The 14,881-nt window shown below is 36.3% G+C and carries 15 protein-coding genes and 1 other annotated feature; all 15 genes read right to left on the bottom strand.

Annotated elements, in window-relative coordinates; all coding sequences use genetic code 11:
* Positions 1 to 101 precede the first annotated feature (101 nt).
* Entirely contained in the window at positions 102 to 458 is a 357-nt protein-coding gene (gene rplT, locus HMPREF3177_RS02130) for a 50S ribosomal protein L20 (RefSeq protein ID WP_040928700.1), read from the bottom strand.
* 19 nt (positions 459 to 477) lie between these two features.
* Positions 478 to 681: a 50S ribosomal protein L35 gene (gene rpmI, locus HMPREF3177_RS02135; RefSeq protein WP_040928701.1), complete on the bottom strand. Its 204-nt coding sequence runs from the start codon at positions 679 to 681 to the stop codon at positions 478 to 480.
* Positions 682 to 706: 25 nt separating this feature from the next.
* Complete coding sequence (infC, locus tag HMPREF3177_RS02140) at positions 707 to 1,234, bottom strand: translation initiation factor IF-3 (RefSeq protein WP_179853829.1); 528 nt, start codon at positions 1,232 to 1,234, stop codon at positions 707 to 709.
* A gap of 13 nt (positions 1,235 to 1,247) precedes the next feature.
* Positions 1,248 to 1,370, bottom strand: a sequence feature (ribosomal protein L20 leader region).
* Between the two features lie 52 nt (positions 1,371 to 1,422).
* Positions 1,423 to 1,857 (bottom strand): PH domain-containing protein, encoded by a 435-nt coding sequence (locus HMPREF3177_RS02145; protein ID WP_070456735.1) that lies wholly within the window; start codon positions 1,855 to 1,857, stop codon positions 1,423 to 1,425.
* 15 nt (positions 1,858 to 1,872) lie between these two features.
* The gene (thrS, locus tag HMPREF3177_RS02150; RefSeq protein WP_068129331.1) at positions 1,873 to 3,807 is read right to left on the bottom strand and encodes a threonine--tRNA ligase; all 1,935 of its coding nucleotides are present in this window, start codon (positions 3,805 to 3,807) and stop codon (positions 1,873 to 1,875) included.
* 299 nt (positions 3,808 to 4,106) lie between these two features.
* A complete protein-coding gene (gene dnaI / locus HMPREF3177_RS02155; protein WP_070456738.1) occupies positions 4,107 to 5,039 on the bottom strand; it encodes a primosomal protein DnaI in 933 nt (310 codons plus the stop codon).
* 9 nt (positions 5,040 to 5,048) lie between these two features.
* Complete coding sequence (locus HMPREF3177_RS02160) at positions 5,049 to 6,326, bottom strand: replication initiation and membrane attachment family protein (RefSeq protein ID WP_070456741.1); 1,278 nt, start codon at positions 6,324 to 6,326, stop codon at positions 5,049 to 5,051.
* Complete coding sequence (gene nrdR / locus HMPREF3177_RS02165) at positions 6,319 to 6,783, bottom strand: transcriptional regulator NrdR (protein ID WP_068129326.1); 465 nt, start codon at positions 6,781 to 6,783, stop codon at positions 6,319 to 6,321. Before nrdR ends, HMPREF3177_RS02160 begins: the two co-directional genes overlap by 8 nt.
* Before the next feature lie 104 nt (positions 6,784 to 6,887).
* The gene (gap, locus tag HMPREF3177_RS02170; protein ID WP_070456743.1) at positions 6,888 to 7,895 is read right to left on the bottom strand and encodes a type I glyceraldehyde-3-phosphate dehydrogenase; all 1,008 of its coding nucleotides are present in this window, start codon (positions 7,893 to 7,895) and stop codon (positions 6,888 to 6,890) included.
* A gap of 45 nt (positions 7,896 to 7,940) precedes the next feature.
* On the bottom strand, positions 7,941 to 8,531 hold the full coding sequence (gene coaE / locus HMPREF3177_RS02175) for a dephospho-CoA kinase (protein ID WP_070456746.1): 591 nt from the start codon (positions 8,529 to 8,531) through the stop codon (positions 7,941 to 7,943).
* A gap of 4 nt (positions 8,532 to 8,535) precedes the next feature.
* On the bottom strand, positions 8,536 to 9,396 hold the full coding sequence (gene mutM / locus HMPREF3177_RS02180) for a bifunctional DNA-formamidopyrimidine glycosylase/DNA-(apurinic or apyrimidinic site) lyase (protein WP_070456749.1): 861 nt from the start codon (positions 9,394 to 9,396) through the stop codon (positions 8,536 to 8,538).
* A gap of 5 nt (positions 9,397 to 9,401) precedes the next feature.
* Positions 9,402 to 11,999 carry a DNA polymerase I gene (gene polA / locus HMPREF3177_RS02185; protein ID WP_070456752.1) on the bottom strand — a complete coding sequence of 866 codons (2,598 nt, stop codon included), beginning with the start codon at positions 11,997 to 11,999 and terminating at the stop codon, positions 9,402 to 9,404.
* A gap of 89 nt (positions 12,000 to 12,088) precedes the next feature.
* On the bottom strand, positions 12,089 to 13,645 hold the full coding sequence (locus HMPREF3177_RS02190) for an AbgT family transporter (RefSeq protein ID WP_070456755.1): 1,557 nt from the start codon (positions 13,643 to 13,645) through the stop codon (positions 12,089 to 12,091).
* Between the two features lie 92 nt (positions 13,646 to 13,737).
* Positions 13,738 to 14,379, bottom strand: a complete 642-nt coding sequence (gene queC, locus HMPREF3177_RS02195; protein ID WP_070456757.1) for a 7-cyano-7-deazaguanine synthase QueC — start codon at positions 14,377 to 14,379, stop codon at positions 13,738 to 13,740.
* A gap of 9 nt (positions 14,380 to 14,388) precedes the next feature.
* Positions 14,389 to 14,877, bottom strand: coding sequence for a preQ(1) synthase (queF, locus tag HMPREF3177_RS02200; RefSeq protein WP_070456760.1), 489 nt, complete (start codon positions 14,875 to 14,877; stop codon positions 14,389 to 14,391).
* Positions 14,878 to 14,881: the final 4 nt, after the last annotated feature.

A 14,881-nucleotide genomic window follows, 5' to 3' on the forward strand; every position in this document is an offset into this window, starting at 1 on the left:
TTTAGCACATTTAAAAACTGATTTATTAATCCTGAATCAAATAATAAAAATATATCTATACTAAAAAATCCACATTGATTACTCAATGTGGATGATAGAGATTATTTTAAAGCGTCTTTTGCTGTGTTTACTAACTGTTCGAATGCTTTTTCATCGTTAATTGCGATTTCAGAAAGCATTTTACGGTTCATTTCGATGCCAGCAAGTTTAAGACCGTTCATTAAACGGCTGTAGCTGATGTCGTGTTGACGCGCTGCAGCGTTAATACGTGCGATCCATAATTTACGGAATTCACGCTTTCTATTTTTACGGTCACGGTATGCATATTGACCTGATTTGATTACTTGTTGCTTCGCAACTCTATATAAATTTCCTTTAGCACCGAAGTAGCCTTTTGATTGTTTTAATAATTTTTTACGTCTTTTACGAGTAGTTACTCCTCTTTTAACACGAGCCATTGTTGTTCCTCCTTAAAAATTACTTACCAGCTTTAGCTAATAAATGTTTTAATCTTCTTGCGTCTGACTTAGCAACTAATGCTGGTTGACGAAGTTTACGTTTTTGTTTTTTAGTTTTGTTTGCCATTAAGTGGCTAGTAAACGCTTGTGAACGTTTAAACTTACCTGATGCAGTTTTCTTAACACGTTTTTTGTAACCTTTATGAGTTTTCATTTTAGGCATAATAAATTTCCTCCAAAATCAAGTATTATTTTTCTTTTTTAGGAGCTAAGACTAAGAACATCGAACGACCTTCCATTTTAGGACGGACTTCTAAATCTCCTTCTTCTTTTAGCGCCTCTGCAAACTTAACGAGAACATCTCTACCGATGTCTTTATGAGTAATTGCACGTCCTCTAAAACGAATAGAAGCTTTTACCTTATCACCTTTAGATAAGAACTTCTTCGCTTGGTTAGCTTTCGTATTAAAGTCATGCTCCTCAATAGTCGGAGATAGACGAATCTCTTTAACGTTGATCACACGTTGTTTTTTACGTGCTTCTCTTTCTTTTCTCTGTTGTTCATATTTGTACTTACCATAGTCCATAATACGAGCAACAGGTGGTTTTGCATTTGGAGCAACTAAAACAACATCAAGATCTACTCTTTCTGCCATTTCAAGTGCTTCTTGCTTAGATTTAATACCGAGCTGTTCGCCATTTTGGCTGATTAATCGAACTTCTTTTGCACGAATACGATTATTAATAATTGCTTGGTCTTTTGCTATTGTTGACACCTCCAAAAATTTAACGAACAAAAAAGAGCGAGTGCATAGCTGCACCCGCTCACTGAAAAGACACTAATAGTGCCCATTCCCGAAAACCCGTTTACCGTTGGCTAAGGGTGTGAAGCGGGAGCTTCAACTTGTCCGTTCAATTCAACTCTTATAACTATACAGTAGTTATTTGTATATGTCAAACATATTTATATATTAAATTTCGCCTTCACTGTTTTTTTCTTTAGTTCACGTAAAAATGCTTCTTTTTCTTTTGGTGACACTTTTACGTTATCATATACTCCACCAATATAATCAATTTGTATCGCATCTTCACTTTTTGCTGCTTTGTTTCCACCGACGATAATATCGTCTGTTGCAGAAACGTTTGTGATCGCATCGTAAAAGATTTTCGACTTTTTGAAACCGTTATAAATGATTAACTGATGATTTGTAAACGTATATTTCACCGGCTTAAACGTATTCACAAGTACGATGATTATAATGAGTATAATCGATACTGATATTCGATTTGGCGGAATATCTCTTAAATACCCAACCAAAACAATGATGATCGTCGGTATAAGAAGTAGTAGCAAGTTATACCTTATAAATTTAATCCCGTATTTAGAATAATAGGTCATACTCTCACCTACCTATTATTTTTTAAGTCGAATCTCATCGACGAGTTTATATAAGAACTCTTCTTTTTCGTAACTATTTTGCTCAGTTTCACCGTATTTACGCACGTTAACTTCTTGTGCTTCAACTTCTTTATCACCTACGACGACTTGGTATGGTACTTTTCGAGTTTGTGCATCTCTAATTTTATACCCCATTTTTTCATCGCGTGTATCGATATCTGCACGGATACCATATGATTTCATTTCATCTAAAATTTCACGTGCATAATCATAGTGTAAGTCTAAGTTTACCGGAATAATTTGCACTTGTTCTGGTGCTAACCATAATGGGAATGCACCTTTATATTCTTCAATTAAGAATGCGACAAATCGTTCCATCGTACCAACAACACCACGGTGGATAACGACTGGACGGTGGTTTTGTCCGTCTTCACCGATATATGTTAAATCAAAGCGTTCAGGAAGTAGGAAGTCTAATTGAACTGTTGATAATGTTTCTTCAATTCCTGAAGCTGTTTTCACTTGAACGTCAATTTTCGGTCCGTAGAATGCCGCTTCATCGAGTGCTTCAACGTACTCAAGTTCTAATTCATCTGCCGCTTCTTTTAACATTCTCTCTGCAGTGTTCCACATGTTATCATCATCGAAATACTTATCTGTATTTTCTGGATCACGGTAACTTAAGCGGAATGAGTAGTTTTCAATCTTAAAGTCTTTGTATACTTCTTCGATTAAATGAAGTACACGTTTAATTTCTTCTTTAATTTGATCTGGACGAACAAATACGTGTGCATCATTTAATACCATTCCACGAACACGTTGTAATCCTGAAACTGCTCCAGACGCTTCATAGCGGTGCATCATTCCTAATTCTGCGATACGAATTGGAAGTTCACGGTATGAGTGTCTTTCATTTTTATAAATCATCATATGATGTGGACAGTTCATCGGACGAAGAACGAGTTCTTCGTTACCAATTTTCATAGCAGGGAACATGTCGTCTTGATAATGCTCCCAGTGTCCACTCGTTTTATATAAATCACTGTTTGCTAAAATTGGAGTATAAACGTGGTCATACCCAAGTGCTACTTCTTTGTCGACGATATAACGTTCGATTTCACGGCGAATTGTCGCACCGTTTGGTAGCCAGAACGGTAAACCTGCACCGACGAGTTGAGACGTATCGAAGATTTTCATCTCACGACCGATTCGTCTATGGTCACGTTCTTTTCTTTCTTCTAACATTTTTAAATGCTCTTCAAGATCTTTCTTTTTAAAGAACGCAGTACCGTAAATACGTTGTAACATCTTATTATCAGAATCTCCACGCCAATATGCACCAGCGATTGATAATAATTTATATTCTTTAATTTTTGATGTTCTCGGTACGTGTACACCACGACATAAATCTGTGAAGTCGTCTTGAGTGTATACAGTGACGAGCTCGTCTTCAGGAATCGCGTCGATTAATTCTAATTTATATTCATCGTGTTTAAATAATTCTTTTGCTTCCTCACGTGATAATACACGGCGCTCGATTGGAATGTTTTCATCGATAATCTGTTTCATTTCACGCTCAATTTTAGGGAAGTCTTCGTTAGATAATTTCTCATCCATATCAAAGTCATAGTAGAATCCTTCTTCGATGACTGGTCCGACACCAAACTTCACATCTTTATAAAGACGAGTTAAAGCATGCGCTAGTAAGTGTGCTGTCGAGTGACGCATCACTTCTAAGCCTTCTTCAGTTTTATCTGTGAATAGTTCAATTTCTGCATCTTCAACGATTGGACGCACGAGATCATACATTTCTCCGTTTACGCGTGCTGCGACTGATGCTTTTTTTAATCCCGGGCTAATTGACCCAGCAATTTCTTCTGCTGTAATACCACTATCAAATTGTTTTTCGCTTCCGTCTGGAAACTTAATGTTTACTTTAACATCTGACATAGTAATTCCTCCAAAAATTTAATAAAAAAAGTCGCCCCTAATAATAGGGACGACTGTAGTGCCGTGTTACCACCCTGATTCACAAGTCGACAAATAGACTTGCCTCAGAAATAGGAGATAACGCTCCAAAGCGTATAGCGATTAAGCTATCATTAATAAAGGTAGTAACTTTAATGCTTTATTATGCATTTTCACCAACCATGCACTCTCTATAAATAAATCAAAAAAATTGTGTCCTTTTAATGTTTAAAATCAATTGTTAAGCATATTATACATTACTCTGAATAAACTGCCAAGTACTAATGGCGATAATTCGGCCCAACTAATTCAACTTCATACGTCAATGCACGAATTCTTTCCACCATACGTGTCGCCTTTATTTTATCGACCGTACCATCTTTCGTTACTGCATATAAATCGATCAACTGATCAATACTATAATTTGAACTGATAAACGTCGGTCGTTTTTCTGCCATTCGACTTTGAAGTATCGGTGTCAGTACTGTATCCCTACTCCATGCAGTAATATCTTCAGCACCGAGATCGTCTAACATTAACACATCCGCTTCTTTAAGCGCTCGAATTCTATCATCACTCGTATTGTCTTTAAACCCTGCACGAAGTTCTTGTAACAGTTCAGGTACATATATAATCATCGAGCTCACATTCTTCTCTTTTAACTCGTTCGCAAAACTCCCGAGGAAAAATGACTTCCCAACACCGAAGTTACCGTGAATGTATAACCCTCTATAGTCATTTTTACTCACAATATTATGGACCGTTTCAATCGATTTATGGATCACTTCTTCACGGTTTGACCCTTCGATAATATCTAAGTCATCAAAATGAGCGTTCACGATATCTTGAGAGATGAAAAAACTTTGAATCAGCTTTTGTTTTTCTTTGTACTTATCTCTCTCGACCTTAACTTTGCACGGTGTTAAATAGTGATGGATTTTGCCATTTCGAACTTCTAAGTTAATGACATAACCGTCTGGATGAGACTTACAATGACCATTTTCATCTTGAACACATTCTGAATCTTGTTCAACAAACTTTTTTATCATTAACAGTTCGTCTTGAATCATCTCTCGAGTCACAGAGACACCAGAATCATTTACAAACTGTCTAAATTTTGGTGAATTGATGATCATTTCGTACGTTTCTTCATTACGTTCGTTATGTGCATTAAAAAGCGGATTGTTTTTCATCATATCGCTTAATGATTCCATTTATTTCACCTACAACTTTCTAAATCGGTCGATTGCTTCTTGAATCGATGTCGATTGTTTTTTTGTTACTTTTTTATTATGCATTGTCTGGTCTGAACTTTGTTTCTTTTGCTCATTAAACCATTTCGGTTCGACAATTTGACGCTTTACACGATAGTTACTTTTCTTTTTCGATTGGTTATTATAAAAAGTAAGCGCTGCATCTTTTGCTTCTTCAGCCGTTTGATATCCTTTACTTTCCCAATCTCTCGCGATTGTAAATACATAATTGTCAAATAATTGTCCGTCTTTTTGCATTAACGCATACTCTAACAGTACATTGATTACTCCGTTATTTAAATTCGTCTCTGTGACGAGTCGTGTTACGATTAGTTCATCGCTTCTTGATGGGTTGTTATTTCTTAACTGACGAATTCGAGTAACTGGACTAATACGGTCAAGCGACGTAAAGTAATCTTCATTTGTAGGTGTGTCTTCTGGTTGTAATTTTTCATCTTCTTTTTCATGTCGATAATAATCGAGTGCTGCACGTCTTAAAATATTTAAGTCGATACCTTTTGATTTGTCTGTTGATTTTACGATGATTTTTTTCATTTCATATGCATTTAAATGAAACAGCTCTGAGAGCTTGACGATATTTTCTCTCACAGACTGAGTAAAGAATTTACGGTCGACAAATGTTCCTCTTAAATGAGTAAATAGTACTTCAAAATCGAAGTCATCCTGTTCCACATTGCTACCTGTACTATTATTTCTACCTTCGTAATGATCTTCAGGTAATTTAAATGATTCTAAAGAAATATTTGAAAATACTTCAGTAAATTTACGACTGACGTCAGTGATATTATCTGGAAGTTTTGGATATTTCCAGTACTCTCTTTTTTTATTAAATAACTCACTACCGACTTTCGTATATAAAAACATACTCAGCATCGGATCGTTAAAAAACTCTGTTGCTGTTAACGGTTGTTTTACTTCGTAGATGAGTTGATCAATATGTGCGTCATCATTCACATACGTTTTAACCAAGCCAACCGCTTCTAATTTTTCAAGTTCTGATGAAAATATAGACAACGTCATATTCATTTCATCGATAATTTCGCTATGCATTCTAATTTCTAGCGGTTCAAACTTTCGGCTTGAATCATGTAAATAAATATAAATAGAAACTGCAACACTACCGAGAATCGGCATATATATATCATTTAACATCGTACGGTCATGTTCAGAAATATACTGCTGGTTATGGACGATAAACTCCGTACGTGGCGTTAGTGAACTACTCACCTTTTTCACCTTTTTCTAAATGCTTTAGCGCGTCCATGAGTTGGTTAATATCTGTAAACTCTCGGTACACACTCGCAAAACGAACGTATGCCACTTGATCCAGCTGCATCAATTCTTCCATAACGACTTCACCAATTTCAGTCGATGACACTTCATTTGTGTTTTTGTTTCTAAGTTTCTTCTCTACATTATCTACACACTTTTCTACTTCTTTAAAACTAATCGGTCGTTTTTCACATGATTTCATAAGACCGTCTAATAATTTATCTCTATCGAATTGTTCACGTGTATTGTCTTTTTTTATAACCATAAGAGGTGATAATTCAATACGTTCAAACGTTGTAAATCTTGCACCACAAGATTCACATTCACGTCTACGACGTATACTCGTCATATCATCTGTTTGACGTGAATCGATGACTTTTGTGTTTTCGTGACTACATACTGGGCATCGCATCAAATCACCTAATTCTTTTTTTATTAGTATAACATGATTGACTATTTATTAAATCGATTAAAAAACTCTCTATAAGATTGTCTTATAGAGAGTGGTTCTTTGAATTAAAGTTCTTTTGCAACACGTTCAACGAGTTCTACTGTACGCGTTGAGTAACCCCATTCGTTATCGTACCAAGAAAGTACTTTAACTTGGTTGTCACCCATAACCATCGTTAAATCAGAATCTACGATTGATGAACGTGAATCTGTGTTGAAGTCACTTGAAACAAGTGGCTCATCAGATACACCTAGGATACCTTTAAGATCTCCATTCGCAGCGTTTCTAAGCGCTTCGTTTACTTCTTCTTTCGTTACGTTTTTGTCTAACTCAACAACTAAGTCTACTAATGAAACGTTGTCAGTTGGAACACGTAATGCCATTCCGTCTAATTTACCTTCGAGTTCTGGTAATACGAGTGCAGTTGCTTTTGCTGCTCCAGTTGATGTTGGAACGATGTTTTCAGCTGCTGAACGCGCACGACGTAAATCTTTGTGTGGGTTGTCTAAAATTCTTTGGTCTGAAGTATACGCGTGAACTGTAGTTACTAACCCTTTTTTAATGCCAAATGAGTCGTTTAACACTTTAGCCACAGGCGCTAAACAGTTTGTCGTACATGAAGCGTTTGAGAATACGTCGTATTTTTCAACGTCTAAGTCTTTGTCGTTTACACCTAGTACAATTGTTTGAACGTCTCCACCTTTAGATGGACCAGTAAGTACGACTTTTTTCGCTCCTGCTGTTAAGTGTTTAGATGCTGTGTCACCGTGGTTAAATGCACCAGTTGCTTCAAATACGATGTCTACACCTAAATCTTTCCATGGTAAGTTTTCTGGGTTTCTGTCACGAGTGACTTTGATTTCTTTTCCGTCAACTACTAAAGTGTCATTATCTTTAGCTTCAACAGTTTTTTCCCATTTACCGTGAGTTGTGTCATAGTTTAGTAAGTGCGCTAAATCTTTTGCATCATAGCTAGCGTTTACTGCTACTAAGTTTAACGTATCTGATTCATGAACGATACGAAATACTTGTCTACCAATTCTTCCTAAACCATTAATCGCTACATTTGTCATAGTCAATAATCTCTCCTAGAATTTAGTCATGTTCATTATAGCATATCAGTCATTAAGTTGTTTAATAAAATCATCAATCTGATTATATAACGCTTCTTTCGTGTCGTTATTATTAAAGACGATGTCTGCACGTTTCTTTTTTTCTTCTAAAGATAGCTGTGACGCTATACGACGTCTTGCTTCTTCTTCAGTAAAATCGTTACGCGCCATCAAACGTTTTAACTGTGTATCTTCATCGACGTATACGACGATGACTAAATCAAACTGGTCTTCGAGTTTGTTTTCATAAAGAAGCGGAATATCTGAAAATACGTGACCAGTTTGTAAATTTTTATTTTTGTCAGCGTTCATCTCTTTTCGAATGATCGGATGCGTAATCGAGTTTAATACAGCAAGTTCATCTTTATCGTTAAATACGATATGACCTAACTTCTCACGATTTAACGTACCGTCATCGTTTAAGATACCATTACCAAAGTGTTCGACGGTCTTTTTTAAACCTTCTGTTCCTTTATTTAAAACGTTTCTTGCATAGATATCTGCATCGAGCACGACGTATCCTTTATCTTTTAAATAATGACTAACTGTACTTTTACCGCTCGCAATGCCGCCTGTAATTCCGATTGATTTGTACATATTATCACCTCTGACATGTCGTGCAGTAATACGTGTTACGCTGCCCGATTGTTTTCGTTTTTATTTCATGACCTTTCGGACAGAACTTTTGCCCGTATACTTTGAACTTTGTTTGCATACTACCGGATTCTCCCGTTGTACTTCTATAATCTGAAATTGTCGATCCGCCAGCATTTAACGATAATTCAAACACTTCAACGATTTTATCAAATAATAGTTCTAATCTTTTTTTAGAAATATTTTTGACGCGCCTCGTCGGTAAAATCCCACTTCTATATAACGCTTCAGAAGCATAGATATTCCCAACACCTGGGATAATTTTAGCATCCATAATAATTGCCTTAATATATGAATTGTCATAACGGTTAGATTTTAACGTTTCGACGAAATAGTTTTTAGCCGTTTCTTCAGTATATTCAGGCGCCATATTTTTAAAAGGCAGAAAGTCGTTTAAATCACGAATCGTTCTTACTTCTCCAAACCTACGAATATCTGAGTAGACTAAAATTTGGCCATTGCTTAAATGAAACTGAACGTGCCAATGTTTTTTATAGTTCGCCTCAGTAATTTCATCAAGTGTGTTAACGAGAAAGAAACCACCACTCATACCGAGGTGACTAATCATATATAATATGCCTTCATCATTCATAAGTTCAAAATACATATATTTACTACGACGTTTAATATTAATAATCGTTGAATTTCTTATATTTAAAAATGACTCGATTGGTTCTTTCACGATCGTCATTCGGTCATTTTTATGTCCGCTTATGACAGTGTCCGAAAAGACGACGTCTTTAATCTCTAAACCGATTAAAGACGTTAAACTTCTTTTTACGAGTTCAACTTCAGGTAATTCTGGCATGTTATCTACTCCATTGTGTACCAATTTGGACCGTATTCATACTCAACCTTTAACGGAACTTCAATTTCTAATGCGTGTTCCATAATTTCTTTAATGACTTCTATAAAGTCTTCAACCTCTGTTTTTGGAATATCAAAGACTAGTTCGTCGTGAATTTGTAACAATAACTCTGCGTCGAATTTTTCTTTTGCATCACTTTCAAAGTAGTTAACCATCGCAAGTTTAATAATATCCGCAGCTGTTCCTTGAATTGGAGAGTTCATTGCGATACGTTCTGAGAAGCTTCTCGCGTTAAAGTTACGTGAGTTTATATCCGGAACGTAACGTCTTCGACCAAGCAATGTCGATACGTAACCGTCGCGCTTTGCGTCTTGAACGATATATTTCATATACTCTTTCACGTTTACGAACGTATCGAGATACGTATCAATAAACGCTTTCGCTTCTTTACGCGTGATCCCAAGTTGTTGAGATAATCCGTAATCAGAAATACCGTACACGATACCGAAGTTTACCGCTTTGGCATTTGAACGCATTGTGCTCGTAACGTCACTCGAGTCGACGTTATACACGTTCGCTGCCGTCGTCGTGTGAATATCCTTGCCTTCTTTGAATGCGTCGATCATCTTTTCATCTTTAGAAATCGATGCAAGGACTCTTAACTCGATTTGTGAATAGTCGAGTGATAATAATACGTTCTCTTCACTTTTTGGGACGAACGCTTTTCTAATTTTACGCCCTTCTTCTAATCGAATTGGGATGTTTTGTAAGTTTGGTTCAACACTAGATAGACGTCCCGTTTGAGCAAGCGTTTGGTTAAATCTCGTATGAATGCGCCCGTCTTCATGAATTTGTCCTTGTAATCCTATGACATACGTCGATTGTAATTTTTGAATTTCACGATACTCCAAAATAAAATCGATAATTTCATGTTGTGGACGTAACGCTTCTAATACATCCGCTGCTGTTGAGTAACCTGTCTTCGTCTTTTTAATTACTGGTAACTCTAAATGTTCAAATAACACTACACCGAGTTGTTTCGGTGAATTGATGTTAAACTCTTCTCCAGCGATTTCATAGATTTTACTTTTTAAGTGATCGAGACGTTCCTCTAACTCTGTTTCCATTTCTTTTAACGTATTAATATCTACTGTGATTCCTTTAATTTCCATTTCAGATAACACTTTAGATAAAGGAATTTCTAATTCTTTCCATATCGTAAACATATCATCATCTTTTAGTTTTTGTTCTAAAAGTGGTAATGCATGATGGATTGCTAAGGCTTTCTTTTCTGTAAAATCTTTCGTCTCTTCAATCGTTGGGTTTTTCTTACTACGCCCTTTACCGTAATGAGACTCGTCGCTATCGATTTGAATGTTAAATTGTTCAACAGTCGAACTGACATCTTCAATTTTTTTACCAGGATCAAGTAAAAATGCCCCGAGCATAATATCCTCTGTAAATTGATTAAATGAAACACCTAATTGATTTAAAAATGCGATTTGTCGTTTTAAGTCATACGTATTCACTGATTTTCTCGTCTTTAAAAACTCTTCGAGTTCGTTTTTATCTATATCTTCAGTAGCTATCACATAACTATTTTCACCATCAGTGACTACGAGTACAGTCGGTTCATTTAATAAGTAATTCGCTTCCTCACTCTCTAAATATAAAGAAACATCTTCACCGAGCATGTCTAAGCGGTCGACTCGATTTGCTTCAAAAGTCGTCGTATTCTTTACAGGCGACTCATTTAAGTTTTCAAGTAACGAATTGAATTCAAATTCTTTAAATACTTTAATTTTCGCATCGACGTCTTCAGGCGGAAGTTTTAAGTCGTCTAAACTAAATTTAAACGTCATATCTCTATAAATCGTTGCGAGTTCTTTAGACATAAATGCATCATCTTTAAAGTTCTCTAAATTCTCGCGCTGTTTACCTTTTAATTCTTCAATATGTTCGTAGACACCTTCGACTGAATCGTATTTTTTTAACAGCTTAATCGCGGTCTTTTCACCAATTCCAGGGACACCTGGGATATTATCAGACGTATCTCCCCATAAGCCTTTCATATCAATAATTTGTTCCGGACGAAGACCGTATTCTTCTTCAATAAACTCCGGCGTATATTTATCGATTTGAGTGACACCTTTTTTCGTAAAGTAAATCGTCACGTGTTCACTTGCGAGTTGAGTTAAGTCACGGTCACCGGTAACGATAATCGTCTCCATGCCGTTTTCATCTGCTAATTTAGACAACGAACCGATAATATCATCCGCTTCGTAATTCGCTTCTTCGTATCGTTTAATACCATATGCATCGATTAATTTACGAATCGGCGCAAACTGTTCCCCTAATTCTGGTGGTGTCTTTTGACGTCCACCTTTATACTCACCATACTTTTCATGTCTAAATGTCTTTTTACCTGCGTCAAACGCAATTAAAAAGTGAGTTGGATTTTCTTCACGTATAATTTTATCTAATATTTTTTGAAAACCAAAAATAGCATTCGTATGCAGTCCACTTTGGTTACTTAAAAGAGGTAGTCCGTAAAACGCACGAAATGCTAAACTATTACCATCTATTAAAATTAACTTATCCATAGTAAGTCTCCCTCAACTTGTTATTAGTTTCATTATACAAGTCGAATAGTTTCTTTCCAAATTAAAAAAACACGTCCGAAGACGTGTTTTTATGGATATACGATCGGCGCGTTTGGTCCAAGTGGTAATCCAAGTAGCATCCAAACGATTAGGAATATTGACCATGTGATTAAGAAAAATATTGAGTACGGTAACATAATTGAAATTAATGTTCCGACTCCGATATCTTTTACATATTTATTGGCAAACGCGATAATGACTGCGAAGTACGTCATTAATGGTGTAATGATGTTTGTACTTGAGTCTGCGATACGATATGCCATTGTCGTTAATTCTGGTGAGTAACCGAGTTGCATTAATATTGGAACAAATATCGGTGCCATCATCGCCCATTTAGCTGATGCACTTCCGATGAATAAGTTAATGAATGCTGTAACTAAAATGAACCCTATAATTAAAGGAATCCCTTTTAAGTTTAAACTCTCAAGTAATTCTGCACCATAAACACCGATTACCATACCGATGTTACTTTCGGCGAAATATGCAACGAATTGACCAGCAGTAAATGCAAGTACGATAATAGTACCCATCGTGTTCATCGTATCTGTTAACTGATGCGCGACGTCTTTTTCACCTTTAATCGTTTTTGTAACAAGACCATAAACGAGACCAGGGATAAAGAATAAAACCGCAATGATTGGTACTAAGCTTGTCATGAATGGAGATTGAATAATCTGATCCATGTAACTTCCTTCATCTCCACGCATTGGTGAGAATGGGAATGCGACGAGTAAAGAAACAAGTAGTACTGAAACAATAATTGAAATAAATGCGTAAAGTAATCCTTTTTTCTCTAAATCGTTTAACGCATGCATATCTTCTGAATCATCTGTGTTTAAATATTTAGAGTCATACGTACCTAGACGTGGTTCGACGATTTTATCTGAAACGAACCAACCGACTAACGTTAACACGAACACACTCGCTGCGATAAAGTAATAGTTCATCGCGACGTTCATCGTCTCAACGTACGCTGGATCGATCATTTTAGCTGCGTCCATTGAAAGTTCTGCGAGCATCGCATCCGTACCACTTAGTAAGAGGTTCGCACTAAACCCTGCAGATACCCCAGCAAACGCTGCAGCAAGTCCTGCGATTGGGTGTCTACCAAGTGCTAAGAAAATAACTGCACCTAGTGGTGGTAATACAACGTATCCTGCGTCACTTGCGAGTGACGACATAATACCTGCAAACACTAACCCTGCAGTAATTAAAGACTTCGGAATTGCTAAGATGAAACCACGTAACGCTGCAGAAATTAAACCAGAGCGTTCTGCGATACCAATACCAAGCATCGTTGTAAGTACGACACCTAATGGTGCGAAGTTGATAAAGTTATCGACCATATTTTCAAATATATATGTAATTCCGTCTTTACTTAATAAGTTATTGACCTCAATGATTTCGTTTTTGTCACCTGGATGCGCGACTGAAATTCCTATCGCAGACAAAATCGCAGAAGCGACTAATGTTAAAACTGCTAGCAGGAAAAACAAAGTCACAGGGTGTGGTAACCTATTACCAGATTTCTCAACGAAGTCGAGAAACTTCTGGAACACGCCACCCTTTTTATTAATGTTCTCCATATATAAACCCCCATTAAAAGTATATCTGTCTATTCTGTCAGAAAATATACAATATTTCAATAGGGGTTTAAGTATATCTCATATTCAAATGTTTAATTGAACTTCCTTTTCTCGTACTCTTCTAATCCTTCATTTCTAAGAATACAAGCCGGGCACTCTCCACACCCTGATCCTTTTATACCGTTATAACACGTGAGCGTTTCATTTTTAACATAATCAAATACACCGAGTTCATCTGCCATTTCCCACACTTCACTTTTATCCTTATCCATAAGTAGTGTGTCAATTTTAATATGACGATCGAGTCCTAGATGTATCGCGTGCTCTAACGCTGTAACAAAGTCACTTCTACAATCCGGATAACCACTAAAATCAGTTTCACTGACACCTGTTACAATCGTATCAGCACCGATTTGATACGCCGCGATACTCGCGATATTAAAAAATAATATGTTTCGACCAGGGACAAATGTATTCGGCACGTCACCATCTGATTTTATGTCGATATCTCTCGTTAACGCATTTTCTGTTAAATCGTTAATTAACGATACATCGATACAAGTGTTTTTTACGTTAAAATCTTTTGCGATTTTTTGAGCGATTTCAACTTCTTCAGCGTGTCTTTGATTATAGTGAAACGTGATTGTTTCTACTTCATCGTAATGTTTTAATGCGTATGCTAAACATGTCGTACTGTCTTGACCACCACTAAATACAATTAATGCTTTAGACATATAAACTTCCTATCTATTGTCAATTTTTTCAGGATACATATCGTGTTCAAAAAGACGTTTTTCAGCCATTTTTTCAAATTTCGTTCCTGGTTTACCGTAGTTTGCATATGGATCGATTGAAATTCCACCTCGCGGTGTGAATTTACCCCACACTTCAATATATTTTGGATCCATTAAGTCGATTAAATCTCTCATAATCGTGTTCACAGCTGCTTCATGAAAGCCTCCATGATTTCTATAGCTAAATAAGTATAACTTTAAAGATTTACTCTCTACCATTTTAATATCAGGGATATAACTAATATAAATCGTTGCGAAATCTGGTTGATTCGTCATCGGACACAGTGTCGTAAATTCTGGACAATTAAACTTCACCATATAATCCATTTCAGGATGACTATTATCAAACGTCTCTAACACACTGTTATCATACGTTGTCGGATATTGAACATTTTGATTTCCGAGTAATGTTAAGTCTTTCATCGTGTCGTCTTTCATTATA

Source organism: Nosocomiicoccus sp. HMSC09A07 (assembly GCF_001808485.1).
Lineage (GTDB): Bacteria > Bacillota > Bacilli > Staphylococcales > Salinicoccaceae > Nosocomiicoccus > Nosocomiicoccus ampullae_A.

Excerpts from the sequence above, each read along its gene's own strand:
- nrdR (WP_068129326.1), bottom strand. The coding sequence starts at position 6,783 with ATGCGATGCCCAGTATGTAGTCACGAAAACACAAAAGTCATCGATTCA.
- thrS (WP_068129331.1), bottom strand. The coding sequence starts at position 3,807 with ATGTCAGATGTTAAAGTAAACATTAAGTTTCCAGACGGAAGCGAAAAA.
- rplT (WP_040928700.1), bottom strand. The coding sequence starts at position 458 with ATGGCTCGTGTTAAAAGAGGAGTAACTACTCGTAAAAGACGTAAAAAA.
- HMPREF3177_RS02190 (WP_070456755.1), bottom strand. The coding sequence starts at position 13,645 with ATGGAGAACATTAATAAAAAGGGTGGCGTGTTCCAGAAGTTTCTCGAC.
- gap (WP_070456743.1), bottom strand. The coding sequence starts at position 7,895 with ATGACAAATGTAGCGATTAATGGTTTAGGAAGAATTGGTAGACAAGTA.
- coaE (WP_070456746.1), bottom strand. The coding sequence starts at position 8,531 with ATGTACAAATCAATCGGAATTACAGGCGGCATTGCGAGCGGTAAAAGT.
- mutM (WP_070456749.1), bottom strand. The coding sequence starts at position 9,396 with ATGCCAGAATTACCTGAAGTTGAACTCGTAAAAAGAAGTTTAACGTCT.
- dnaI (WP_070456738.1), bottom strand. The coding sequence starts at position 5,039 with ATGGAATCATTAAGCGATATGATGAAAAACAATCCGCTTTTTAATGCA.
- queC (WP_070456757.1), bottom strand. The coding sequence starts at position 14,379 with ATGTCTAAAGCATTAATTGTATTTAGTGGTGGTCAAGACAGTACGACA.
- polA (WP_070456752.1), bottom strand. The coding sequence starts at position 11,999 with ATGGATAAGTTAATTTTAATAGATGGTAATAGTTTAGCATTTCGTGCG.
- queF (WP_070456760.1), bottom strand. The coding sequence starts at position 14,877 with ATGAAAGACGACACGATGAAAGACTTAACATTACTCGGAAATCAAAAT.
- rpmI (WP_040928701.1), bottom strand. The coding sequence starts at position 681 with ATGCCTAAAATGAAAACTCATAAAGGTTACAAAAAACGTGTTAAGAAA.
- HMPREF3177_RS02145 (WP_070456735.1), bottom strand. The coding sequence starts at position 1,857 with ATGACCTATTATTCTAAATACGGGATTAAATTTATAAGGTATAACTTG.